This window comes from Gordonia araii NBRC 100433, assembly GCF_000241265.1.
GTDB classification, from domain to species: Bacteria; Actinomycetota; Actinomycetes; order Mycobacteriales; family Mycobacteriaceae; genus Gordonia; species Gordonia araii.
Genome location: NZ_BAEE01000042.1, coordinates 1 through 23,920 on the forward strand (window position 1 = coordinate 1; position 23,920 = coordinate 23,920).

Below are 23,920 nucleotides of genomic sequence, written 5' to 3' on the forward strand. Positions count from 1 at the left end.
CTAGAAGGCCCAATTGCCGACGGATATCGGCGGTCGACGGAAGCGTCTGAACCGTTTGGTTGCTGACGACGTTGAAGTTCGGCGTGATACCGGCGCGCTCCGGTCCATAGGCCATCAGGTCGACGCCGCGTAGCTGGGTCAGGTACTGCTCAACCGTGAGACTCCGCCCGGCGGCGAGGTTCTTGACCTCGGGCGGCACGTCCTCGGGCGATCGGAGGGCCGACTCCACCAGGAGGGGGGTCCAGCGATGCGGGATCTTCACCAACACGCCGGCCGCCTCGACAAGCGCGAACCCGCGGGGCACCGCCCGGGCGCTGGAACTCGACGACACGGTCGACGGGGTCTCGGCGTCCGCACAACCGGGCAGGACGGCGAACGACACCGCCGTCACTGCGGTGAGAAGGAGGCGGCGCTGCCGGACACGGCGCTTCGGCGTCGAGCAAAGGTTCGAGATTTCCGTTGGCACTTGTAGCAACCGATCCTTGTTCTGGGCGAGTGTTGTCACCGCGCAGATCGGGCCCCTCTCAGAACACCTCATCGGGGACTGAGTGGTTCGAGAGGGGCCCGGGTCCTGTGCGCCTAGCGCTTAGCCGGCTTCAGCAACGTCTGAAGCGTGCGCTCGGCGTCGCGCGGAAAAACGCTTGCCGCCTTGCCGACGGCGTCGATGACCTCGACGGCGCTGGGAAGACCGGCAGGCGCCGATGCCACATCGGCCTTCGTCACAGCCGCGGGGGTCTTGGCGCCACCGGACGCCGGGAACACCTTCCCGATGCCGTCGATGACGGTTCCGACCACATTGACCGGGTTGGTCGCGTTGGCAGCCTTGGCCTTGGCCTTGTCCACCTTGGCCCCGCCGACGCGGTCCATCCCTTCTCCGCGCCCCCACGTCTGACCGAACCACAGGCCGAGCGGGGCGCCGATCGCACCGCCGATGAGCGCACCGATCGGCGCGGCAAGCAGCGCGGTCGGAATGCCGCTGATCACGCCGCCGCCGACACCTCCCAGGACACCGCCGATGAATGCACCTGCGGACCCGCCGATGACGCCGCCGAGGGCAGCTCCGATCGGCGCCCCGACGATGCAGCCGACGAGAATGTACGGCAGTCCCACAACGCAGCCGATCGCCGCGCCTACCGCGGTGCCGATGACCGCGCCTGTGATCCCACCGACAACCCCGGTTCCAAGTCCCGTGACGAAGCCTCCGACAACTGCGCCAGGCAACCAACCGAGTGCACCCGCAACTCCGGCCCCGACGGCCGCACCCGCGGCCGCTCCGATCGCCGCACTGCGTTGTGCTTCCGCATTTGCCACATCGTTAACCCGATCCATGCTGGTCGGGTAGTTCTTCTTGGAGGTCCGCTGCGCGACCGCGATCGGCGCGACAAGCGGAACGAACCCGACCTGTGCGGTCGCAAGCTGCTGAGCAGACAGAGCCGGCGGCGCTTGGCTGATCGTCGCCATCGGGGCATTGGGCGCCGCTTCCGCTGATGCGGCCGGAAAGACCAGGGCCGCGGCCAAACCGACTGCTGCCAGACCTCCGACTCGCGCACCGATTCGGCGCATTCCTACAGCCGGGGGTGCTACCCATTCGTATACAACATCATTCTTCTCCCTATCTCCAAAGAGATTCACAGGAAATATCGATTGATATCCCAGGGGCCGACGTAAACCCGGGACGGCGAGCACTGTCAACGGGACCTTTATCCCATATCGGACTATCCAGGCTGCATTACCAGGTAGGCCGCCTATATGGCAGAAGGAATCATAATTTGGCAAATAGTCTATTTCCGACACATATTTCTAAGTTGGAGATCCAGGTCACTATTGAGACCATTCGAGCGAATATTTATGCCTTCTTAACACGAGCAATTAGGGCCTCTCGAAAGGCCTAAAGACCCATGGACCATCGGCAGAACGCGGGGCATTCTCTCGTGGCGGCGCAGCACGGGAAGCGATTCCCGCAGACGTGACGCCGTGACCGGACTGGTCTGACCACTTGACAGGCTGACCACTAGTCGGCATCCTCGGTGCATGACATTTCAGCCCGTCGTACGCCGTTCGGTGTCCGAGGATGTCTACGACCAGATCGCCGCGCGCGTTGTCAGCGGCGACCTCCCGGTCGGCGGCTCGCTACCTAGCGAGCGCGACCTCGCGGCCGCACTCGGCGTCTCTCGGCCGGCCGTGCGCGAGGCACTCAAGCGGCTGGACGGTTCCGGCCTCGTTCACATCCGCCAGGGCGACGCCACCACGGTCCGCGACATCCGGCGGGAAGGCGGCCTCGACCTGCTTCCGCTCCTTCTCGTCGCCGGCGGTCAGCTCGACTTGTCGGTCGCCCGCTCGGTCATCGAGGCGCGGGCGCAGATCGCGCCGATCGTCGCCGGTCTAGCCGCCGAGCGAATAGCGGATGCCGACGTGCAACCACTGCGGACCAGCGTCGACGAGATCGCTACCGTGACCGACCCACTACAACTGCAGGTCCTCGCGCTGCAGTTCTGGGATCAGATCGTCGACGGCGCCCAGTCGGTCGTCTACCGATTGATGTTCAACAGTCTTCGATCGGCATACGAGCCCGCGCTGCCCGCGCTATCGATGGCCATGGCCGGCGAGGTCGGAAAGGTCGACGCCTATCGCGATCTCGTCGATGCCGTTGCCGCGCACGACCCGGACGCCGCCCGACGCGCCGCCGACGACTTGCTCACGCCCAGCACCACCGAACTACTCCGCGTCTTCGACTCCGTGGATGAGACCCAAGGAGGCCACGATGGCCACTGATCACGCCCAGCCCCGCGTCGAACAACGAGCGCCGCGCCGCCAAGCTCGCGTCACGACACTGCGCTCGGCTTTCGTCGAGTTCTGGCGGCATCCGTCGCCGTGGATGATCGCGGTGCCCTTGGTCGGATCACTCATCGCCCGAATCGCCCTCGGCGACTGGCAGTGGACCGACGCCCTAGTGGTCGCGATACTGCTCGCGGTCTCGCCACTCGTCGAGTGGCTGATCCACGTCGGCATCCTGCATTGGCGGCCGCGAACAATCCGCGGCGTGAAGATCGATTGGATCCTGGCCCGCGACCACCGCCGCCATCATCGCGACCCGCGCGATATTCCGTTGATCTTCATCCCGTGGCCGGTACTCGTCGGGCTCCTCCCTGCGCTGACATTGATCGGAGTGTTCGCCTTCAGCCGCTTACCGCTGGGCATGACTTTCCTCTTGACGGTGACTGCCTTCTTGATGTTCTACGAGTGGACACACTTTCTGATCCACACCGATTACAAACCCCGCCACCGTCCGTATCGCGCGGTGTACAAAAACCACCGTTATCACCATTTCAAGAACGAACACTTCTGGTACACGGTCACCAGTTCGGGCACGGCAGACCGGGTGCTGGGCACGTATCCGGATCCGGCGAGCGTCCCGACGTCGAAGACCGCGAAGAACCTGCACGGCGCCTCGTCGTCGTAGACCCGGGCACGGTCGTCGTAGACCCGGGCACGGTCGGCGGAAATGTGGGCACGGTCGGCGCGCGTACGATGGGTCGCATGGCTCTGGAAAACGACGAACGGCAGGCCTTCCTGGCCGAACCGCACATCGCCGGACTGTCCATCGAAGCCGGTCCCGACCGCGCTCCCCTCGCTGTACCGATGTGGTACCAGTACACGCCCGGCGGCGACATCTGGTTCCTCACCGGGACCGAGTCCCGCAAGATGCGGTTGCTGAGGCAAGCCGGGCGCGCGACGATCCTGGTCGAGCGGCTCACCCCGACCATCCGCTACGTCTCGGTGTCCGGCCCGGTGTCGCGGACCGTCGAGGGGACAAAGGCCGACATCGAGGAACTCGCCGCCCGCTACCTTCCGCCCGAGCAGGTCGGGCCCTACGTCGAGTTCGCCACCGGCGACCACGGCGCGCAGACGAAGGTCTTCCTGACCCCCAAGCAGTGGGTCGCGTCCGACCTCGGCTCGCTGTAACCCATCGCACCAGCGTGCTGCTTAGGCTCTCTCAGCCATAGGCGCTACCCTGGCACGTTGTGATTGCGAGCCCGACGAGCACGGCTGCCGGCGACGAATCCCGACGTTCCACCGATTCCCAGCGGCCCAGCGATGCCAAGCCGAGCGCGAAGCCCACCGCCTACCGTCACGACCTGGACGGACTGCGCGGTCTGGCGATCGCGCTGGTCGCCATCTTCCACGTCTGGTTCGGCCGCGTGTCCGGCGGCGTGGACGTCTTCCTCACCCTGTCCGGCTACTTCTTCGTCGCCTCGCTGCTCAAGCACGTCATCGTCACCAACCCCAATTCGGTCTCCTGGCGCGACGCGGTCAATCCGTGGCCCCGCCTGTCGCGCCTGCTGCGCCGGCTGCTGCCCGCGCTGTACCTGGTGCTGGCCGGGATCGTCGTCCTGATCGTGCTGATCATGCCGCGATCGCGCTTCGGTCCCCTCGGGCAAGAGGTGATCGCGTCGGCCCTGTACTACCAGAACTATCTGCTGGCCCTCACCTCCCAGGACTACGGCGCCGCGACCTCGGCGGCGAGCCCCATGCAGCACCTCTGGTCGATGTCGATGCAGGGCCAGTTCTTCGTCGCCATGCTGTTCGGCGCACTGGCGCTCGGCGGCTTCCTCAAGTTCGGCGCACGACGATGGCCCTTGCTCGGCGACCCGACGAGGATCCGCTGGATCATCGGGCTGAGCCTGCTCGCGATCACGCTGGTGTCCTTCGCCTGGGCGAACTACCGCCACGGCATCAACCAGCCGGTCAACTACTACGACACGATCGCCCGCCTGTGGGAGCCGCTCGCCGGCGGTTTGCTCGCAATCTGGATGCCCCGAGTCCTGCTGCGACCGGCCGTCCGCAACGCGCTGACCATCGCCGGCCTGCTCCTCATCGTCACGTGCGGTTGGTGGATCGCCGGCGTCGAGCAGTACCCCGCGGCCCTGGCGCTGGTGCCCGTCGGGGCGACGCTGCTGATCATCTGGACGGGTTCGGCGGCCACCCGCCCTGACAACGCGCCCGGGCCCGACGTCGACAACCCGCGAGACGTCAGCGGTCTGATGGCGCAGCCGTTCATGATGTGGCTCGGCAACATCGCCTACGCGCTGTACCTGATCCACTGGCCGCTGCTGATCTTCTACCTCTCCTGGCGCTACAAGGACCACGCCAACTTCTTGGAGGGCACCGCGATCCTGGCGGTCTCGGTGCTGCTCGCCTGGCTCGTCACCCGGTTCGTGGAGACCCCGCTGCGCGCCGGACGCGGGATCGATTTCTCCCGTGCGTACCGCCGCACCCTGGTCATCGGGCTGGTGGTCGCCTCCGTCGCCGCCGGCACCACGTCGGCGGTGTGGATGTACCAGCGCGCGAACCTGCGCGTCGACACCATGAACCTCGATCCCCGGCTCTACCCGGGCGGTCTCGCCTTCAAGTGGGACGTCCCGGCGCCGTTCATGCCGCCGGAGCCCCCCGTGGAAGCCGCCTACATGGACCGCGGACCGACGTGGAACAACCCGCCGAACCAGATGATCACCGGCTGGAACGACGAGACCGTGAAGGTTGGCGTCTACGGCGACAAGACGGCGACGAGGACCCTCGCTATCGCCGGCGGATCCCATGCCGACATGTGGCTGCCCGCCTTCGACGTTCTCGGCAAGAAGCACCACTTCAAGGTGACGACCTACGTCAAGGTCGGCTGCGCGCTGGTCAAGACGCACACGTTCAAGTGGTACGGCCGCGAACGCCCCGACTGCAACCGGTGGGCGGCCAAAGTCATGAAGCGGCTGGAGCAGGACAAGCCCGACGTTATCTTCACCAATAGCACGCGGCCCACCGAGGTCGAGGACAAGCGCCCGGGCGACTACGTTCCCCACGACTACGTCGAAGTGTTCGGCGACTTCAAGACGTGGGGGCAGAAGGTGATCGCCATGCGCGACACCCCGTGGACCCATTTGGAGAACGACTGGAACCCGCCCGAGTGCCTGGCCACGGGGCGCAAGGCGCACATCTGCGGCGTCAAGGAGTCGATCGCCCTGTCCCGGACCGACCCGTCGAAGGCCATCGTCGAGCAGTTCCCGAACGTCGCCTTCCTCGACTACACGTCCGCGGTCTGCCGAGACGGGTACTGCCCGGCCATCGTCGGCAACATCCTGGTCTACCGTGACACACATCACTTCACCGCGACGTTCGCGCGCAGTCTGGCCCCTGCCCTGGAGAAAGACCTCGCCAAGGCCATGCCCGAGTGGAAGCTCCTCCCCTGATACTTCGACTGCCTAAGTAAAAATCAGGCCACTCCCAGGTTTGGCGTTTAGACTCCAGAACATTGACCAGCCGAGCGCCACCTGTCCGGGGCGCATCCGTGCGACGCCGACGACGGCGGTCGACATCAAACGTCAAGGGGCTTTTTAGCGATGACCAGCACAGCGGCCACGCGAGATCTCTCGCGCGACGACGCTGGCACCGGTGCCGCCACAGACTCGGCGACGCCGGTCAAGGCGAAACGCAGCTATCTGCATCATCTCGACCTGATCCGCGCGACCACATTCGCCCTGGTGATCTTCGTCCATGTGCTGACCCAGACCACCGACGAGGTGAACAGCGTCGGCGTGACCAGCACGGGGCTGCTGCTGCACTTCACGCGCAACATGTTCTTCGCGCTCACCGGCTTCGTCCTTGCCTACCAGTACTTCGGCCGCGAGGACTTCTCCACCTGGTCGTTCTGGCGACGCCGCATCAAGCTGGTCCTCTACCCGTACCTGATCTTCTCGGCGATCTACTTCGCCCTGAAGATCATGCTTCCGCAGGGGCGCCTGTCCCGTGACGCCAAGGACCTCGGCGGCTACGTGTGGGGCGGGCTGACCGGTTCCTCGTCGTTCCGGGACTTCCCGTCGACAGTCTCCGGCGACCTCGCCGAGTTCGGCAACAACCTCGTCTGGGGCCTGGGCGGCGGCGGCTTCCACATGTACTTCCTGTTCGTGATGCTCCAGGTGTACCTGCTGTTCCCGCTCGTCATGTGGCTGCTGCAGGCGACCAAGGGCTACCACGCCGCCGTGCTGGGCGCTTCGCTCGTGCTTCAGATCCTGATCACCGTGGCGATCACCCACTGGCTGCCGACGTCGGATCCGTGGTGGCACCACTACGCGGTGTTCGTCCCGTACCAGTTCTTCCTCGTCTACGGCGCGATCGCCGCCATCCACCGGGATGCCATCACCCGCGCGCTCACCGGCGAACACCGGCGCTACGTCGGCCTCGGCCTCTTCACCGCCCTGGCCGCTACCGGGGGATACGCCCTGTGGGAGTTCTTCAAACGCCTCGCCGCCGACCCCGACGCACCCGCGAACGCCCATTCGGGCCCGTTCGAGCCGACATTGCTGCCGTTCCTCATCGTCGCGATCGCCTGCCTGTACGCGGTGGCCTTGATCTGGAACCAGCGGTGGCGCGGCAGTACGCCGCCGTGGTTCAACCGTTTCGTCGCCTACGCCTCCAACCGCTCGTTCGGCGTCTTCCTCGTCCACGTGCTGGTGCTGTTCTACATCGTCGGCATGAATTGGCACGGCGAGCACTCGTGGCTCATGACGCAACTGCCGCAGCCGCTGGGCACGCTGACCGTGTACGCAGCGACTTTGGCCGGTTCGCTGCTGCTCGTCGAGATTCTGCGCAGACTCCCCGGCTCGCTGTACCTCACCGGCCGCGAGCGCCTGCCGCTGCCCGCGTTCCGCAAACGCGCCGCCGCCGCCGCGTAACTCTCACGGCAGCACGGTCGAGAGCAGCGCCCGCGGCCTGGCCAACAGCGTTTCGCGCAGATGATTGCGGGCGATCGACCACCACGCGCAATCCGGACACGGCGCGGCGACGCCGATCGGATCCGGCCCGTCGAGGCGGCAGAGCGCGATGGCCCGGTCGAGGTGGAAGTCTTGGGTGACCAGCACCACCGACGACAGGCCGAACTCCGAACGGGCCCGCGCACAGCTGCGCTCGGTGTCGTAGCCCGCCGGATCATCGAGGATCGCCGACGACGGGATGCCGGCCCGCTCCAGGTAGGACCGCATCGCGGCGGTCTCGCTGCCGTACCGCGACGAACCGTTGCCGGAGTTGAGGATCGTCGTGACGCGCCCGGACCGGTACATCGCGATGGCGGTATCGAGCCGGGCCCGCACATACTCACCCGGCTCGCCGTCGATCACCTTCGCGCCCAGCACGAGGACGGTCGACCCGGCGGGCACCTCGTCGGGAGCCACCATCCGGGTCCGCGCGGCGAAGTAGATCCAGGTAGCCGCCGACGCGATGATCCCTTCGACGACGATCAAACCGATCATCGCCAGACGGGCCATCAGGCCCCACCGTCGGCGGCTCGGTTGTCGGCTGCGTAACCATTTGCTCACCCCGACACCGTAGAGCGCGGCGGGTGGATAGGCTGTTCGCACTGTCGTCGCCGGAGGGGAACCGTCCATGCCGTACATGCCCGTCACCTCGTCCATGTTCCTCATCGCCGAGACGCGAGAACAGCCGATGCACGTCGGCGGGCTGCAGCTGTTCATCCCGCGCGAAGGGCAGACCGCCGAGGAACTCGCCGACGAGGTACAGGCCGCGTTCACCGAGAAAATCGAGATCAGCGAGATCTTCCGGCGCCGACCGGCACAGCCGTTCAGCGTGGTCGGGTCACTCGCCTGGAGCACCGACGACGAACTCGACCTCGACTATCACGTCCGCCGCATCGCCCTGCCCAAGCCCGGCCGGATTCTCGAACTGTTCCGCTACGTATCGCTGAACCACTCGACGCTCCTCGACCGCGCCCGGCCGATGTGGGAGGCGCACATCATCGAGGGCCTCGCCGACGGCCGGCTGGCGGTCTACACCAAGATCCACCACTCGCTGGTCGACGGCGTCACCGCCCTGCGGCTGCTGGAGCGGACGCTGACCGCCGACCCGGACGACCGCAGCGGGGCCGCCCCGTGGGATGTCCGGTTGCGACGGAAGAAGTCGCCGTCGACCGCCGAGATCGACTCCCTCCCGCCCGCGCCGGCCGACGAATCCGGCGGCGGGCTGCTCGACGGGCTGCGCAAAGGCCTGGGCGCGGCGGCCGACGTCGCCGGTCAGGTAGCCGGCATCGTGCCCGCGGTCGGGCAGGTGGCCTGGAAGGCGGTCAGCGACGACGATTTCGTCGCACCGGGCACCTTCGCGCCCCGATCGATGTTCGACGTGCCGATCGGCAGTGCGCGCCGCTTCGCCGCCGACCAGTGGTCGATCAGCCGGATGCGCGCCGTTGCCGAACAACTCGGCGTGACCATCAACGACGTGGTGCTGGCGATGTGCAGCAGTGCGCTGCGCGCGTACATGATCGAGCACGAGTCGCTGCCCGACGATCCGTTGATCGCCATGGTGCCGGTGTCGATGCACGTAGGCCACGACGATGACGGCAACGCCGTCAGCGCGGTCATGGCGAATCTCGCCACCAACGAGCCCGACCCCGCGCGGCGTCTGGAGACGCTTGTCGCATCGATGCGGGCGAGCAAGAACATCATCCGGGGCATGCGGCCGCTCCAGGCGCTCGCCCTGGGAGCGGCGACGATCGCACCGCTGGCCCTGGCCACCGTCCCCGGATGGGTGAGTTACACCCCACCGCAGTTCAACTTGATCATCTCGAACGTTCCCGGCCCCAGGGAGCAGATGTACTGGAACGGCGCCCGGCTCGACGGCGTCTACCCGGTGTCGATCGCGACGTCGGGCAACGCGCTCAACATCACGCTGACCTCGGCCGCCGACCAGATCGGTTTCGGGCTGATCGGTGCGCGCGCCCAGCTGCCCAGTCTGCAGCGGATGCTGGACTACCTCGAGGACGGATTGGCCGAACTCGAAGCTGTTGCGCAGGTCACCGACCAGCGAAGTTAGGTAAGCCTGGGAGGCGCGACACCGGGTCGAACATCTACCGTATTCACGACGGTATGTAGTACCCGCTCGTGTTGACGAAAGGCGAGGTGACTTCGTTGAGTACAACGACGATCACTTTGGGACTCATCGGGGCCGCGATCAGCCTCGTATGCTGGGCCAATTTCGGTCGCGGCGTCGCCCGCATCGCGCGCACGGTGGCGCAGGGGCAGCCCGCCCCAGGCCGCTTCCTCCCGTTCTTCCCGCGTCTGTGGACGATGCTCGTGGAGTTCATCGGGCACACGCGCATGGTGAAGTTCCGCACCGTCGGCTGGGCGCACTGGCTGGTGATGATCGGCTTCCTCGGCGGCTTCCCGCTCTTCTTCGAGGCCTACGGGCAGTCGATCAACCCGGAATTCCACTGGCCGATCATCGGTGACACCTTCGCCTGGCACCTGTGGGACGAGATCCTCGGCATCGGCACGGTCGTCGGCATCGTCACCCTGATCGTCATCCGTCAGCTCAACCACCCGCGCGTCCCCGCGCGGCTCTCGCGTTTCTCCGGCTCCCGCTTCCTGCCCGCCTACACGATCGAGAGCATCGTCCTCGTCGAGGGCCTGGGCATGATCTTCGTCAAGGCCGGCAAGATCGCCACCTACCACCACGCCAACGCCGGCTCGGACTTCTTCACCATGCAGGTGGCCAAGCTGCTGCCGGAGAGCCCGTTGATGGTCTCCATCTTCGCGCTGATCAAACTGCTCTCGGGCAGCCTGTTCCTGTTCCTCGTCGGCAACAACGTCAACTGGGGCGTGGCCTGGCACCGGTTCTCGGCCTTCCCCAACATCTTCTTCAAGCGTGAGGCCGACGGCGGGGTCGCCCTCGGTGCGCTCAAGCCCATGATGTCGGGCGGCCGCGCACTCACGATGGAGACGGCCGACCCGGACACCGACGCCTTCGGCGCGGGCAAGATCGAGGACTTCAGCTGGAAGGCGTGGCTCGACTTCACCACGTGTACCGAGTGCGGCCGCTGTCAGAGCCAGTGCCCGGCGTGGAACACGGGTAAGCCGCTGAGCCCCAAGCTGCTCATCATGTCGCTGCGCGACCACGGCTACGACAAGGCGCCGTACCTGCTGGCCGGAGGCCGCAAAGACATGGGCGGCGACGAGGTCGGTCTCGTCGACGCCGACGGCAACGAGCTGACGTCGAAACTGGACGCGATTCCGGCAGCGGCCCGGGCCGAAGCGGAACGTCCGCTGGTCGGCGAGGCCGAAGGGGTCGGCGCCGGCGCCGTCATCGACACCGAAACGCTGTGGAGCTGCACCAACTGCGGCGCCTGCGTCGAGCAGTGCCCGGTCGACATCGAGCACGTCGACCACATCGTCGACATGCGCCGCTACCAGGTCCTGATCGAGTCCGACTTCCCGACCGAACTGGCCGGCCTGTTCAAGAACCTGGAGAACAAGGGCAACCCGTGGGGCCAGAGCCCGTCGGCGCGTACGGCGTGGATCGACGAGATGGACATCGACATCCCGGTCTACGGCAAGGACGTCGACAGTTTCGCCGGATTCGAGTACCTGTTCTGGGTCGGTTGCGCAGGCGCCTACGAGGACCGCGCCAAGAAGACCACGAAGGCCGTCGCCGAACTGCTCGACGTCGCCGCCGTCAACTTCCTCGTCCTCGGCCAGGGCGAGACCTGTACCGGCGACTCGGCCCGCCGCGCCGGCAACGAGTTCCTGTTCCAGATGCTGGCGCAGCAGAACATCGAGCAGTTCGACGAGCTGTTCGCGACGGCGCCGACGCAGCGCAAGAAGATCGTCGTCACGTGCGCGCACTGCTTCAACGCACTCGGCAACGAGTACCCGCAGGTCGACGGCGAGCGCGGGCGCTTCGAGGTCGTCCACCACACCCAGCTGCTGAACCGCCTCGTCCGCGAGAAGCGGCTCATCCCGGTCGCCCCGGTCGGCGGCGAATCCGTCACCTACCACGACCCCTGCTTCCTCGGCCGGCACAACCAGGTCTACGACGCTCCTCGCGAGCTGGTCGAAGCCTCCGGCTCCACCCTCACCGAGATGCCTCGCCACGGCGAGCGCTCCATGTGCTGCGGCGCCGGTGGTGCGCGCATGTGGATGGAGGAGCAGATCGGCAAGCGCATCAACATCGACCGCGTCGACGAGGCGCTGGACACGTTGCAGGACGGCCCCGACCTCACCGGCGAGAAACAGAAGATCGCCACCGGCTGCCCGTTCTGCCGCGTCATGCTGACCGACGGCGTGACCGCGCAGACGTCGGGCACCGAGAAGGAAGACCAGATCGAGGTCGTCGACGTCGCGCAGCTCCTGCTCGAAGGCGTCAAGCGCGGCATCGAACTCGACGTCGTCCGCGAAGGCAAGGTCCGCGGTCCCGGCGATGTGGAGCAGCCCGCGCCGCCGGTCGCCCTCGTCGAGGAGCCGGCACCGGCTCCCGCACCGGCCAAGGCAGCGGCACCCGCCGCTTCGGCGGCACCCGCGTCCGCGCCGGCGGCCGACGCCAAGCCCGCGGCCAAGGGCTTCGGCATGAAGGGCGGCATGAAGAAGCCGGGCGGCGGCGGATCCGCAGCGCCCGCCGCCGACGCGGCACCGGCAGCCGAGTCCGCTCCGGCGGCCGAATCCAAGCCGGCAGCCAAGGGCTTCGGCATGAAGGGCGGCATCAAGAAGCCCGGCCAGGCGGCCAAGCCCGCCGCGGCTGCCCCCGCCGCTGCCGAAACCGCGGCGACCGAATCGGCACCGGCCGAGACGGCGGCGCCCGCCGAGAAGAAGCCCGCAGCCAAGGGCTTCGGCATGAAGGGCGGGATCAAGAAGCCCGGCCAGGCGGCGAAGGCTGCCACACCGGCCGCCGAGTCCGCACCGGCCCCAGCCGCCGGCGAAGCGGCCGCACCGGCAGACGACGCAGCTCAGGCCGGCGACGCCACGCCATCAACGGGTGCTGCCACCACCGAGGCCACCCAGGCCAAGGCCAAGGGCTTCGGCATGGCCGCGGGCAAGAAACGCCCCGGCGGCAGCGGCGCGGCCAAGCCGGCCGCGGCTCCCGCGGAGGACCCAGCGCCCGCCCCGGCGGAGGAGCCGGTCCCCGCACCGGCCGAACCCGAAGCCGCAGTGATCGCCGAGGACTCGCCCGCGGAGGAGACCCCCGCGCCGCCAACCGCACCGTCGTCGAACGGCACCGGTGCCACGACCGAGGCCACGCAGGCCAAGGCCAAGGGCTTCGGCATGGCCGCGGGGAAGAAGCGCCCCGGCCAGCACTGACGGGCCTAAGTACCGCGATCCGGCGAGCGTCGAGCAGCTGCTCGACGCTCGTCGGTGTTTAGCGGCTCAGCGCTTGTAGGTCGTGGAGAAGGCGAGCCGCGAACCGCGGTCCGCACCGATCTCGTACGCGTTGAGAAGCACGGACCCCGGCTCGATGTCGAGCGTCATGAACCCGCGACTCCGATAGTTCTCGTAGCGGGCGCGGAACTGCTTCGACGAACTCTTGCTCACGCTCTTGGCCGCCGCTCCCGAGACAATCTGCCGGGTGCCCCTTAGCCCGGCGACACGGTCGAGAACCTGCTGACTGTGATCGTGGCCCGAGAGCAGGAACTGCGCGCGACCGGCCACATGTCGCTCGACGAAGTCCTTGAGGTGCACGCCGTTCAGCGGGGCGGGCAACGAGTCGTAGGCGCCCGCCGGACCGTGCGGGCCGTTGTTCGCGTACGGATGGTGGGTGCAGACGAACTTCCACGGCGCCTTCGATTCGCGCAACGACCGTGCGAGCCACGCGGCTTGCCGGGACATGTAAGTGCCGCCCGGCTCCCACTCAGGCGACAGCACCGGCGGTATATACGCCGCAAGGGGATTCAGATCGAGAACGACGAACTGCGCGACGCCCAGGTCGACCGAGTAGTACCTCGACGGCATGTACCAGCGTCGGGAACGGCGGTGGTACTGCACTTCGACGTCGCCGCGCAGCAGCCATCCGCCATCGCCGGGGTAGATCGCCGTGGTGTCGTGGTTGCCGAGCGCCATCAGCCAGGGGAAGTCCAGCCCGGCATTCGGGCGTTCGAACTTCGCCCGGAACTGCGCGTCGTCCGGCCCGCTCGGACCCGACTCGTAGATGTTGTCGCCGAGGCCGACCGCGATATCGAAGGGACGGTCCGCGTGCAACGCGCGCGCCGCGGCGGCGACCGCGTACTGCGGCGGCTTTCCGGTACCGGCATCGCCGGTGACCAGGACGCGCAGCGACGTTGTGCCGCGCGGCAGCGGGTAGCGCGCCGCGCCGACCGCCGGCGCGGCGGACACCGCCGGACCCGCGACGGCAATACCGCCGGCGGCCGCGGCCGCACCGGTGACGAAGGTGCGTCGATTGACGCTCGGCGTGCTCGATTCTGGGCTGTTGTCGATCACGACGGAATGCTCTCACAACCTGGTGACGGGTAGGTGGCCGACCGACACCACCGGCGTTCAGCCGTCGGCTACCGACCGGTAACCCCGCCGTGCGAGCGTGATCGCGATGTCTCCTTCAGCCCCCAACCCCTCGTTGTCCCGGCGCGGTTTTCTCGGCGCCGCCGGTGCGACCGCCACCGTCGCCGCCCTGCCCGCGGCTACCGGCGCGGCGGCCCCCGTACGGCGTCGCACCGGAGTGTTCGCGCACGCCGTCGCCTCGGGCGACCCGCTGCCCGATGGCGTGATCCTCTGGACCAGGGTGACGCCGACTCGCGACGCGACCCCCGGGTCGGGGCGGGGCGCCGCGTCCGAAGTCCGGTGGGAGGTGGCCACCGATCCGGAGTTCCGCTCGATCGCGGCCGCCGGCGCCACGTCGACCGATGCCGCGCGCGATCACACCGTGAAGGTCGACGCACGCGGTCTGGCCCCACGGACCACCGCGTTCCTCGACGACGCCTTCGGCGCCACCTTCGACCCGAAGCTGGTCCCGCGCACGACCGGGCTGCTGACCGCGCCGAACTACTACGGCCTCGTCGTCTACCACAACGTGCTGCGCTCGGTCTGCCTCAACGAGGACCGCACCGGACCGAACTCGGCCGACAAGCTGCATCGACCCCGGCGGCAGGGAATCGTGCGATGGTGAGGCCGGGGACGCGGGGTGGCGTAAAGCGTTTGCGCACGACTGTCACAATTGTCTGGTGAGTAGACCCCACGTTTCGCACCTGAACCAGAACCTCAAGCCGCTCGAGCAGTCCTACAAGCTGCAGAACGTGTGCTACGAGATCCGCGGTCCGGTGCACGCGCACGCGGCGCGGCTGGAAGCCGAGGGCCACCGGATCCTGAAGCTCAACATCGGCAATCCGGCGCTGTTCGGCTTCGAGGCCCCCGACGTCATCATGCGCGACATGATCCACGCGCTGCCCTACTCGCAGGGGTACTCCGAGTCGGCCGGCGTGCTGTCGGCCCGGCGCGCGGTCGTCACCCGCTACGAGCTGATCGAGGAATTCCCCTACTTCGACGTCGACGACGTGCTGCTGGGCAACGGCGTCTCCGAGCTCATCACCATGACCATGCAGGCGCTGCTCAACGACGGCGACGAGGTCTTGATCCCCGCGCCGGATTATCCGCTGTGGACGGCGATGACCACGCTGTCCGGAGGCAAGCCGGTCTACTACCGCTGCGACGAGTCGAACGGCTGGCAGCCCGATGTCGCCGACCTCGAGTCGAAGATCACCGACCGCACCAAGGCGCTGCTGGTGATCAACCCGAACAACCCCACCGGGGCCGTCTACTCGCGCGAGGTACTCGAGCAGATCGCCGAGGTGGCCCGTAAGCATTCGCTGCTGCTGCTGGCCGACGAGATCTACGACAAGATCCTCTACGACGACGCTGAGCACACGTCGATCGCCTCGGTCGCGCCCGATCTGCTGTGCCTGACGTTCAACGGGCTGTCGAAGGCCTACCGGGTCTGCGGCTATCGCAGCGGCTGGGTCGTCATCACCGGCCCGAAGGACCACGCGCAGGGCTTCATCGAGGGATTGCACGTCCTCGCCTCGACCCGGTTGTGCTCCAACGTCCCCGGTCAGCACGCCATCCAGGTGGCCCTGGGCGGGTATCAGTCGATCGACGCGCTGTGCCAGCCGGGCGGGCGCCTCTACGAACAGCGCAATGTCACGTGGGAGAAGCTCAACGAGATCCCCGGGGTGTCGTGCGTCAAGCCGCGGGGCGCGCTGTACGCCTTCCCCGGGTTGGATCCGAACGTGCACGAGATCCATGACGACGAGCAGTTCGTCCAGGATCTGCTCCTGCAGGAGAAGATCCTCGTCGTGCAGGGCAGCGGCTTCAACCTCGACGACCACCATCATTTCCGGATCGTGACCCTGCCCTGGGCGCAGGACCTGGCCGAGGCGATCGACCGGATCGGGAACTTCCTCGCCTCCTACCGCCAGTAGCACGCAGCGGGGGTATCGCTCACACCCCAATCATTACAACGAGCGATGGTACGCTTTTCGATGTCAACGGCGACGCGCCGTCCGACGACGACGGGAAGTGAATCATGGTGCAGTGGCGCAAGCGAGTCGTCCGCAACGGCGACATCGAGCTCGCGGCCTTCGAACTCGGCGATCCGGCCAATCCGCCGGTGATCCTCGTCCACGGCTGGCCCGACACCCATCACCTGTGGACCCACGTCGCGCAGGATCTCGCCGACGATCACCTCGTCGTCGCCTACGACACGCGCGGCTACGGCGAGAGCTCGGCCCCCAAGGGTGATGCGCCGTATCGCCTCGATCGACTGGCACAAGACCTGTTCGCCGTCGTCGATGCCGTCGCCGGCGACCGCAAGGCGCATCTGGTGGCCCACGACTGGGGTTCGCTACAGGCGTGGGAGGCGGTCACCACCGCCGGCGCCGACGAAAAAATCGCGTCGTACACGTCGATCTCCGGCCCCAACCTCGACTACCTCGCCGAGTGGGCCCGCAAGGTGCTGAGCCGCCCGACGCCGGCCAACCTGCGGAGCGGGATCTCCCAGATCGCGTCGTCGGCCTACATCGGCTTCTTCCACCTGCCGGTCGTGCCGAAGGCGGTGTTCAGCGCCGTCGGACGGCCCGCGGTGTGGCGGTGGTTCCTCTCGACCGTCGAGGGCACCGACAAGTCCCGGATCGTGCTGTCTGACTCGTTCACCTCCGACGCGATCAGCGGACTGCGCTACTACCGGGCCAATATCCGCGGCAAGCTCGCCAACCCCGACGCCCGCGACACCGCGGTGCCGGTGATGGAGATCGTCAACGAGCGCGACATCGCGCTGCGGCCGGAGATCTTCTCCGACACCGGAGCCCACGCGCCGAATCTGTGGCGGCGGACCAGCCAGACCGGCCACTGGCTGCCCTACACCAACCCCGGCTACCTCGCCGACTCGGCGCGCGAGTTCATCGCGTCGGTCGAGGGGCGGGCGGGCGACGGGGTACCGCAGACGATGGATCGCGCCCGGGTCCGCGCGTCGGGTCCGGACGCACCCCTGGCCGGAAAGCTCGCGGTGATCACCGGTGGCGGCAGCGGCATCGGCCGCGAGACCGCGTATGCGCTGGCGGCGCAGGGCGCCGAGATCGTCCTCGCCGACATCGACCTCGACGGTGCCGCGCAGACCGCGGCCGTGCTGAAGGAACGGGGCGCCACCGGACACCCCTACGCGCTCAACGTCGCCGATACGGCCGCGTTCGCCGAGTTCGCCGAGACGGTCCGCAAGACCCACGGCGTCCCCGACATCGTCGTGAACAACGCCGGAATCGCCGTCGGCGGCAGTGCGCTCGACGCTTCCGACGACCAGCTGGACAAGGTGGTGGACGTGAACCTCCGGGGCGTCATGACCGGTTGCCGGCTCTTCGGGCGGCAGATGGTCGAGCGCGGCACCGGCGGGCAGATCGTCAACATCGCGTCGGCGGCCGCCTTCACCCCGCAGCGCGGACTGGGCATCTACGCGGCGACCAAGGCCGGCGTGCTGCTGTTCAGCGAGTCGCTGCGCGCGGAACTGGCCGATGCGCGCATCGGAGTCACCGCGATCTGCCCGGGCATCGTCGACACCAACATCGTCGCCAACACGCCGCTGGCCGGGTTCGACGATAGGCAGACCGAAGCCGCGCAGCGGGATCGGCTCGTCAAGTTCTACCAGCGCCGCGGCTACACCCCGGACCGCGTCGCCAAGCAGATCGTCAAGGCCATCCACGCCAACAAGGCCGTCGTCCCCGTCACCCCGGAGGCCGCGATCGGCTACCGGGTGTACCGCTTCTTCCCAGCACTGTCGCGCCTCGGCGCGCGTGGAAACGTCTTTCGGTAGGAGGAACCATGCGAAGTGAGAAGACCGTCCCGACCGCCGCCGTCGATCCCGGCCCGGTGGAACTGCGGGCCCGCAACGTCGAGTTCGAGTGGTCGGCAACACCGCCGCACTGGCTCCCCGGCCATCCCTACGCCTCGCACACCGTGACGGCGCTCAATCTGCTGCTTCCCGAGGGCGAGCGCTGGTTCGTGCGAACCTTCAACGAGGCGCTGCCGCTGGTCGCCGACGAGCCGCTCGCCGCCGCGATGCGCGGTTTCGTCGGGCAGGAGGCAGTCCACGCCGAGTCGCACGACAAGGTGCTGTGGAACTTCCTCGATTCCCACGGCATCGACCCGCGCCCCTACCAGCGCCAGATGGAGTGGGTGTTCCGCAAGCTGCTCGCACCCAAAGAATCCGGTTCGGCGCAGGCGCGGCGCAAACATCTCGTCGAACGGCTGTGGCTGATCGCCGCCATCGAGCACTACACCGCCGAACTCGGCGACTTCGCCCTCAACTCGTCGTGGGCGTCGTCGGGCGGTGACCCGGAGATGGTGGATTTGTTCTGCTGGCACGGTGCCGAGGAGGTCGAGCACCGCGCGGTCGCCTACGACGTCGCCAACTACTTCGGCGACAGCTACCTGCGGCGGGCCCGCACGATGATCCTCGTGCTGCCGGCGATGATCTGGCTGGTGTTCCGCGGCGCGAAAGAGATCACGCGTCAGGATCCGGCCACCAAGGACCTCGGCTTCGTCGCCCGTCGCCGCGAGTATCAGCGCGGAGTCCGCGCGAACCTCCTGCCGTCGCTGGTCGGGCTGACCTGGTCGACCGTGAAGTACTTCCGGCCCGGCTTCCACCCCGACGAGGTCGGGAGCACGGCACAGGCCGTCGCCTATCTGGCGTCGTCGCCCGCGGCGCGGAGGGCGGGATGACCACCTTCGGGTCGCCTGACCTGCGCGTGACCCCGCCGAGCCTGCGGGGGCGGTTCCGGCGCGATCCGCTGTTGTGGGTCGCCACGGGCGTCGCGAAGGCGTGGTGGCCGGTGTGGGGAGCGTTGTCGCGCCTGCCCGACACTCACGCCGAGGACGGCATCCTCACCGTGCGCATCGTCGCCCGCGAACGCGTCGCCTTCGACGAGAACGTCGTCGCGGTGACCTTCGCGTCGGCCGACGGCGGCCCGCTGCCCCGCTGGTACGCGGGGTCCCATGTCGACCTGCTCCTGCCGTCCGGGCGGATTCGCCAGTACTCGCTGTGCGGCGATCCCGCCGACCAATCGATCTACCGCATCGCGGTCCGTCGGATCCCCGACGGCGGCGGCGGATCGGTCGAGGTCCATGACGAGCTGGAGATCGGTGACGCGCTGTCGATCAGGGGTCCCCGCAACGCGTTTCCCCTCGTACTGCCCGGCGTCGCCGACGGCACCGACCCGGCGGCCAAGCACCTGCGGTTCGTCGCGGGCGGCATCGGGATCACTCCCATCCTGCCGATGCTGTCGCACGCCGAACGCCTCGGCTACGACTGGTCGATGATCTACACCGGCCGCAGCCGCGAATCGATCCCCTTCCTCCACGAACTGGAGCGCTACGGCGACAAGATCACCGTGCGCACCGACGACGAACACGGCCTCCCCGACGCCGACGACCTCGTCGGCCGGCTCGACGGCGAACGCCCGATCGCCCTCTACTGCTGCGGTCCCGTTCCGATGATCGATCTCCTGCGCGCACACCTCGACGGTCGCCGCGACCTGGAGTTGCACTACGAACGCTTCTCCCCTCCTCCCGTCGTCGGCGGATCCGAGTTCACCGTGAATCTGGCCCGCAGCGGCACGTCGACCACGGTCGCCGCCGAGGAAAGCCTCCTGGCCGCCCTCCGCCGTGTACATCCCGGCGTCCCCTACTCCTGCCAACAGGGCTTCTGCGGCACCTGCCGGCTGCGCGTGGTCGACGGCGAGCCGGAGCACCGCGACACCTTGCTCTCCGACGACGAGCGGACCGACGGCAGCATCCTGACCTGCGTGTCCCGGTGTGCCGGAACTCACCTAACGCTCGATCTCTGACCGCCGTCCGAGACGCGGATGAGAGAATCAGCGGATGACCGAATACCGCATCGACGACTTGGCGCGCGAGGCCGGCACCACCACGCGCAACGTCCGCGGCTACCAGGACCGCGGACTGCTGCCTAGGCCGGTCCGGCGCGGACGCATCGCCATCTACAGCGATGTGCACCTCGAGCGGCTACGGGTCATCAACAACCTGCTGCGCCGCGGTTTCACCACGCGCCACATCGCCGACTTCTTCACCGGCATCCAGCGCGGCGACGGGCTGGCCGACGTTCTCGGGCTCGAAGACGTCGTGACCAAGCCGTGGTCGTCGGCGCACACGACGACGATGTCGGCCGCCGATCTCAAGACGCTGCTGAACACGGCCAATCCGCGCCACCTCGCCCGGCTCGCCGAGTACGGGCTGATCGCCGAGGTCGAGGGCTCCGCCAAACCGAAGCGCTACCGGGTGCTGGACACCGAGACGGTCGAGGCCTACAGCCGTCTGGTGAAGCTCGGGGTCCCCCTCGACGGAATCCTGGACGTGCACGGCCGGGTCGCCGAGAAGATGGTCGGCGTCGCCGGGAGTCTGATCTCCTCCGGTCGGCGGGTCATCGCCGATCAGTATCACGACGGCTGGATACCGGAGACCGACGACGAGAACGCCTGGGCGACCGAGTTGCTCCGCGAACTCCGGAAGGCGGGAATGGTCTCCGCCCACAACATGCTCAACCGCGAGCTGGATCGCACGACCTCTGAGCAGTTGGCCGAGTACCTCGGCGACGCCGAGAACGTGCGTGACGCGGGCAAGAAGCCACACCCGGCCTGACACGGGCCGATCCGGCCGGATCGTCGGCCTACGGCAACCGAATCGGCGGCAGCCCGGGAATCGGGTTGGGCAACCAGCGTCCGCGCGGCGGTGGCGGACTGGAACGGCGACTGCGCTGCGGAGCGTTGTTCTCCGCTGCCGTCGTCGGCGGTGTGTAGGTGGCGGCCGGTCGGCCGACCTCGCGCAGCAGGACGGGGTCCGGTGCCACCGTGGTCGACGGCGGCGCGGGCGCAGGGGCGTCCCCGGCATCGCGGCGCTCCCCGTCGTCGCTCTTGGCCGCCAGGAAGACGATCGCGCCGATACCCAGGAGGATGCCGGTCGCGGCCGCCCCGATCGTCAACGCCAACCGGGCCGGCCGGCTCAACTCGCGCCGGGATCCGCCGACGGGCTCGATGTCACCGTCGGACTCCAAGCCGGACTCGTCCTCGACCCAGGGCGATTCCGCGGGTTCATAGGCGAGTGGGGACGCCCGTACGTCGTCGAGCACCGAAAACTCGGCGGATCGTTCCTGAACCCAGTCGTCGGGGCCCGGGACCGGGGTCTCCCACGAGGAGGCGAGCCCGACAGCGGGAGTCGCGACCGGGCGCTCGCCGCGGCCCTTGCGGTGCCGCGACGCGACGTTGTCGGGGGCCGGCGCCAGCCGCGAGGTGACGGCGGCGAGATCGTCGCGCGTGACGAGGATGAGCGCGACGTAGGCGTCGCCCATCAGGAACACCGATGCCGACGTCTCCAGCCGGCGCCGCGCCGTCGCCATGACCGTCAGCAGCTCGGCCTCCCACTCGGGCGACTCGGGCAGCTTCGCCCTGCCGTCGGCGACGAGGACCGCGGCGAGCGCCCTATCGAGCTCCGGATCGCGGGCAGCCGAGGGCCGCACAGCGGGTCCGGACAAGGTCTGCACCGAGATAAAATAGCATGTCAGACCAGTGATTCGCGTTGGTGCGCGGTTTCAGCCACCTCGGCGGGAGCCAGGCCGGCGCCACCGGTGAGCGAGCCGAGTGCCCGATAATCCCACCCGGCTTCGGTCCACGCGTCGCCGTCCAGGCACCGGCGCGCATCCACGATGAGGGGCCGCGCGACGACCTCCGACAGTTCCGCCGGAGCCATGTGGACGAACTCCGCCCACTCGGTCGCGACGATCACGACCTCGGCGTCGCGGGCGGCGGCGGGCGCCGACTCGGCGTACCGCAGCGCCGGGAACACCCGGGACGCGTTGTCCATCGCCTTGGGGTCGAACACGGATACGCGCGCCCCCCGCAACGACAGCTGCGCGGCGACCGCCAACGCCGGGGAGTCGCGCACATCGTCGCTCTCGGGTTTGAAGGCGGCACCGAGCACCGCGATGTTGCGGCCGAGGACCGACCCGTCGCACGCCCGCTCGACCAGGCCGACGAGCGCCGCCCGGCGCCGCATGTTCACCTCGTCGACCTCCCGCAGAAAGCTCAGCGCGGAGCCGACGCCGAGTTCGTCGGCCCGCGCGGCGAAAGCCCGGATGTCCTTGGGCAGGCAACCGCCGCCGAACCCGAGTCCGGCGTTGAGGAATCGACGGCCGATCCGCGCGTCGTGCCCGATGGCGTCGGCCAACGCGGTGACGTCGCCGCCGGCGACTTCGCAGATCTCGCTGATCGCATTGATGAACGAGATCTTGGTGGCCAGGAAGGCGTTTGCCGACACCTTCACCAGCTCGGCGGTGGCCCAGTCCATGGTGAGGTAGGGCGTCCCGTCGTCGAGGATGGTCCGGTAGATCGTCGCGAGAGTCTGGGCCGCATCGGAATCCGGGTGCCGCGGGTCGGTGCCGACGACGATGCGGTCCGGGCGCAGGGTGTCGTCGACGGCGAATCCCTCGCGCAGGAACTCCGGGTTCCACGCGAGGTCGATCGAGGCGTTGCGGGCGAGCGCGGTGATCTCGTCGGCGAGTTCCGCGCAGGTTCCGACCGGCACGGTCGACTTGCCGACGATGAGGTGCTGCCCGCGCAAATGACCGACGAGTTCGCGGACCGCCGTGCGCAGCGCGGTGAGATCGGCAGCGTCGGAGGTCTGCTGCTGCGGGGTGCCGACGCCGATGAAGTGGACGCGGCCAAAGCGGGCGACTTCGGCGAAGTCGGTGGTGAACCGAAGCCGGCCGGCGGCCAGGTTGCGCCGCACGACGTCGTCGAGGTTGGGCTCGAAGAACGGGACGGTGCCGCTGGCCAGCGCCTCGATTTTGGCCGCATCGACGTCGACGCCGAGCACCTCGTGCCCGAGTTCGGCCATGCAGGCCGCGTGTGTCGCACCGAGGTATCCACAGCCGATCACAGTCATCTTCATGACCCCATGGCTACCGAGGCCGAGCGGCCGGGCGGTGGCGACCGCCCCACCGGCGGGCTACGACTTGATGAAGTTCAGGTACGCCTTCGACGGCGTCGGGCCGCGTTGTCCCTGGTACTTCGATCCGACGGCCGCACTGCCGTACGGGTGCTCCGCCGGGCTGGACAGCTTGATGAGGCACAGCTGCCCGATCTTCATGCCCGGCCACAGGGTGATCGGCAGATTCGCCACGTTGGACAGCTCCAGGGTGATGTGGCCGGAGAAGCCGGGGTCGATGAACCCCGCGGTCGAGTGGGTCAGCAATCCGAGGCGGCCCAGCGACGATTTGCCCTCCAGCCGCCCGGCGAGGTCGTCGGGCAGGCTGCACACCTCGAGCGTGGAGCCCAGAACGAACTCGCCCGGGTGCAGCACGAACGGTTCGCCGGCCTTGCGCTCGACCAGCGTCGTGAGGTCGTCCTGCTGTTGCGCCGGGTCGATGTGGGTGTAGCGCGTGTTGTTGAAGACGCGGAACAGTCCGTCGAGGCGCACGTCGACGCTCGACGGTTGCACCAGACCGGGTTCGAACGGCTCGATCTGCAGGCGGCCGGAGTCGAGCTGGGCGCGGATGTCGCGGTCGGAGAGAAGCACAGTTCACCAGGCTATCG

The 23,920-nt window shown here is 68.1% G+C and carries 20 protein-coding genes; 13 read left to right on the plus strand and 7 right to left on the minus strand.

Annotated elements, in window-relative coordinates; genetic code table 11:
* Together GOARA_RS06660 and GOARA_RS18895 are read right to left on the minus strand one after the other, a co-directional pair.
* Window positions 1-505 (minus strand): hypothetical protein (locus GOARA_RS06660; protein WP_138947580.1); only part of this gene is annotated, 505 nt, incomplete at its 3' end.
* Window positions 506-579: 74 nt separating this feature from the next.
* Window positions 580-1,461 carry a hypothetical protein gene (locus GOARA_RS18895; RefSeq protein WP_138947581.1) on the minus strand — a complete coding sequence of 294 codons (882 nt, stop codon included), beginning with the start codon at window positions 1,459-1,461 and terminating at the stop codon, window positions 580-582.
* A 570-nt stretch (window positions 1,462-2,031) separates the two neighbouring features.
* Here GOARA_RS18895 and GOARA_RS06670 point away from each other — a divergent pair.
* From GOARA_RS06670 to GOARA_RS06690, 5 genes are all read left to right on the plus strand, one after another.
* A complete protein-coding gene (locus GOARA_RS06670) occupies window positions 2,032-2,772 on the plus strand; it encodes a FadR/GntR family transcriptional regulator (protein WP_007321571.1) in 741 nt (246 codons plus the stop codon).
* A 103-nt stretch (window positions 2,773-2,875) separates the two neighbouring features.
* The gene (locus GOARA_RS06675; protein WP_245548377.1) at window positions 2,876-3,460 is read left to right on the plus strand and encodes a sterol desaturase family protein; all 585 of its coding nucleotides are present in this window, start codon (window positions 2,876-2,878) and stop codon (window positions 3,458-3,460) included.
* A gap of 77 nt (window positions 3,461-3,537) precedes the next feature.
* Entirely contained in the window at window positions 3,538-3,963 is a 426-nt protein-coding gene (locus GOARA_RS06680; protein WP_007321573.1) for a pyridoxamine 5'-phosphate oxidase family protein, read from the plus strand.
* Window positions 3,964-4,022: 59 nt separating this feature from the next.
* A complete protein-coding gene (locus tag GOARA_RS06685; protein WP_007321574.1) occupies window positions 4,023-6,239 on the plus strand; it encodes an acyltransferase family protein in 2,217 nt (738 codons plus the stop codon).
* 150 nt (window positions 6,240-6,389) lie between these two features.
* Window positions 6,390-7,721 (plus strand): acyltransferase, encoded by a 1,332-nt coding sequence (locus GOARA_RS06690; RefSeq protein ID WP_007321575.1) that lies wholly within the window; start codon window positions 6,390-6,392, stop codon window positions 7,719-7,721.
* A 3-nt stretch (window positions 7,722-7,724) separates the two neighbouring features.
* On the opposite strand, the gene GOARA_RS06695 is transcribed toward GOARA_RS06690, so the two are convergent.
* Window positions 7,725-8,360, minus strand: coding sequence for a SanA/YdcF family protein (locus GOARA_RS06695; protein WP_306302176.1), 636 nt, complete (start codon window positions 8,358-8,360; stop codon window positions 7,725-7,727).
* A 67-nt stretch (window positions 8,361-8,427) separates the two neighbouring features.
* Here GOARA_RS06695 and GOARA_RS06700 point away from each other — a divergent pair, with 67 nt between their 5' ends.
* Both GOARA_RS06700 and GOARA_RS06705 read left to right on the plus strand, forming a co-directional pair.
* Complete coding sequence (locus tag GOARA_RS06700) at window positions 8,428-9,867, plus strand: WS/DGAT/MGAT family O-acyltransferase (protein WP_007321577.1); 1,440 nt, start codon at window positions 8,428-8,430, stop codon at window positions 9,865-9,867.
* Between the two features lie 95 nt (window positions 9,868-9,962).
* On the plus strand, window positions 9,963-13,124 hold the full coding sequence (locus tag GOARA_RS06705; RefSeq protein WP_040522083.1) for a (Fe-S)-binding protein: 3,162 nt from the start codon (window positions 9,963-9,965) through the stop codon (window positions 13,122-13,124).
* Between the two features lie 66 nt (window positions 13,125-13,190).
* Here the strand turns inward: GOARA_RS06705 and GOARA_RS06710 are convergent, their stop codons facing one another.
* Window positions 13,191-14,258, minus strand: a complete 1,068-nt coding sequence (locus GOARA_RS06710; protein WP_007321579.1) for a metallophosphoesterase — start codon at window positions 14,256-14,258, stop codon at window positions 13,191-13,193.
* A gap of 106 nt (window positions 14,259-14,364) precedes the next feature.
* Here GOARA_RS06710 and GOARA_RS20830 point away from each other — a divergent pair, with 106 nt between their 5' ends.
* From GOARA_RS20830 to GOARA_RS06740, 6 genes are all read left to right on the plus strand, one after another.
* Window positions 14,365-14,940, plus strand: a complete 576-nt coding sequence (locus tag GOARA_RS20830) for a PhoD-like phosphatase N-terminal domain-containing protein (protein ID WP_007321580.1) — start codon at window positions 14,365-14,367, stop codon at window positions 14,938-14,940.
* A gap of 55 nt (window positions 14,941-14,995) precedes the next feature.
* Window positions 14,996-16,249 (plus strand): pyridoxal phosphate-dependent aminotransferase, encoded by a 1,254-nt coding sequence (locus GOARA_RS06720; RefSeq protein ID WP_007321581.1) that lies wholly within the window; start codon window positions 14,996-14,998, stop codon window positions 16,247-16,249.
* A 104-nt stretch (window positions 16,250-16,353) separates the two neighbouring features.
* Complete coding sequence (locus GOARA_RS06725; protein ID WP_007321582.1) at window positions 16,354-18,129, plus strand: SDR family oxidoreductase; 1,776 nt, start codon at window positions 16,354-16,356, stop codon at window positions 18,127-18,129.
* A gap of 8 nt (window positions 18,130-18,137) precedes the next feature.
* Complete coding sequence (locus tag GOARA_RS06730) at window positions 18,138-19,037, plus strand: metal-dependent hydrolase (RefSeq protein ID WP_007321583.1); 900 nt, start codon at window positions 18,138-18,140, stop codon at window positions 19,035-19,037.
* Window positions 19,034-20,161 (plus strand): PDR/VanB family oxidoreductase, encoded by a 1,128-nt coding sequence (locus tag GOARA_RS06735; RefSeq protein WP_007321584.1) that lies wholly within the window; start codon window positions 19,034-19,036, stop codon window positions 20,159-20,161. The genes GOARA_RS06730 and GOARA_RS06735 overlap by 4 nt, the downstream gene beginning before the upstream one ends.
* Window positions 20,162-20,195: 34 nt before the next feature.
* Window positions 20,196-20,972, plus strand: a complete 777-nt coding sequence (locus tag GOARA_RS06740) for a MerR family transcriptional regulator (RefSeq protein WP_007321585.1) — start codon at window positions 20,196-20,198, stop codon at window positions 20,970-20,972.
* Between the two features lie 28 nt (window positions 20,973-21,000).
* On the opposite strand, the gene GOARA_RS06745 is transcribed toward GOARA_RS06740, so the two are convergent.
* From GOARA_RS06745 to dcd, 3 genes are read right to left on the minus strand one after another with little or no spacing between them, the layout of a single operon-like run.
* A complete protein-coding gene (locus GOARA_RS06745) occupies window positions 21,001-21,870 on the minus strand; it encodes a hypothetical protein (RefSeq protein WP_007321586.1) in 870 nt (289 codons plus the stop codon).
* 17 nt (window positions 21,871-21,887) lie between these two features.
* On the minus strand, window positions 21,888-23,276 hold the full coding sequence (locus tag GOARA_RS06750) for a UDP-glucose dehydrogenase family protein (RefSeq protein WP_040522075.1): 1,389 nt from the start codon (window positions 23,274-23,276) through the stop codon (window positions 21,888-21,890).
* Window positions 23,277-23,333: 57 nt separating this feature from the next.
* Entirely contained in the window at window positions 23,334-23,903 is a 570-nt protein-coding gene (gene dcd, locus GOARA_RS06755; protein WP_007321588.1) for a dCTP deaminase, read from the minus strand.
* Between the last annotated feature and the right edge of the window lie 17 nt (window positions 23,904-23,920).

Coding starts and splice junctions, on each gene's coding strand:
- GOARA_RS18895 (WP_138947581.1), bottom strand. CDS start 1,461: ATGGCGACGATCAGCCAAGCGCCGCCGGCTCTGTCTGCTCAGCAGCTT.
- GOARA_RS06670 (WP_007321571.1), top strand. CDS start 2,032: ATGACATTTCAGCCCGTCGTACGCCGTTCGGTGTCCGAGGATGTCTAC.
- GOARA_RS06675 (WP_245548377.1), top strand. CDS start 2,876: ATGATCGCGGTGCCCTTGGTCGGATCACTCATCGCCCGAATCGCCCTC.
- GOARA_RS06680 (WP_007321573.1), top strand. CDS start 3,538: ATGGCTCTGGAAAACGACGAACGGCAGGCCTTCCTGGCCGAACCGCAC.
- GOARA_RS06690 (WP_007321575.1), top strand. CDS start 6,390: ATGACCAGCACAGCGGCCACGCGAGATCTCTCGCGCGACGACGCTGGC.
- GOARA_RS06700 (WP_007321577.1), top strand. CDS start 8,428: ATGCCGTACATGCCCGTCACCTCGTCCATGTTCCTCATCGCCGAGACG.
- GOARA_RS20830 (WP_007321580.1), top strand. CDS start 14,365: ATGTCTCCTTCAGCCCCCAACCCCTCGTTGTCCCGGCGCGGTTTTCTC.
- GOARA_RS06725 (WP_007321582.1), top strand. CDS start 16,354: ATGGTGCAGTGGCGCAAGCGAGTCGTCCGCAACGGCGACATCGAGCTC.
- GOARA_RS06730 (WP_007321583.1), top strand. CDS start 18,138: ATGCGAAGTGAGAAGACCGTCCCGACCGCCGCCGTCGATCCCGGCCCG.
- GOARA_RS06735 (WP_007321584.1), top strand. CDS start 19,034: ATGACCACCTTCGGGTCGCCTGACCTGCGCGTGACCCCGCCGAGCCTG.
- GOARA_RS06740 (WP_007321585.1), top strand. CDS start 20,196: ATGACCGAATACCGCATCGACGACTTGGCGCGCGAGGCCGGCACCACC.
- GOARA_RS06750 (WP_040522075.1), bottom strand. CDS start 23,276: ATGAAGATGACTGTGATCGGCTGTGGATACCTCGGTGCGACACACGCG.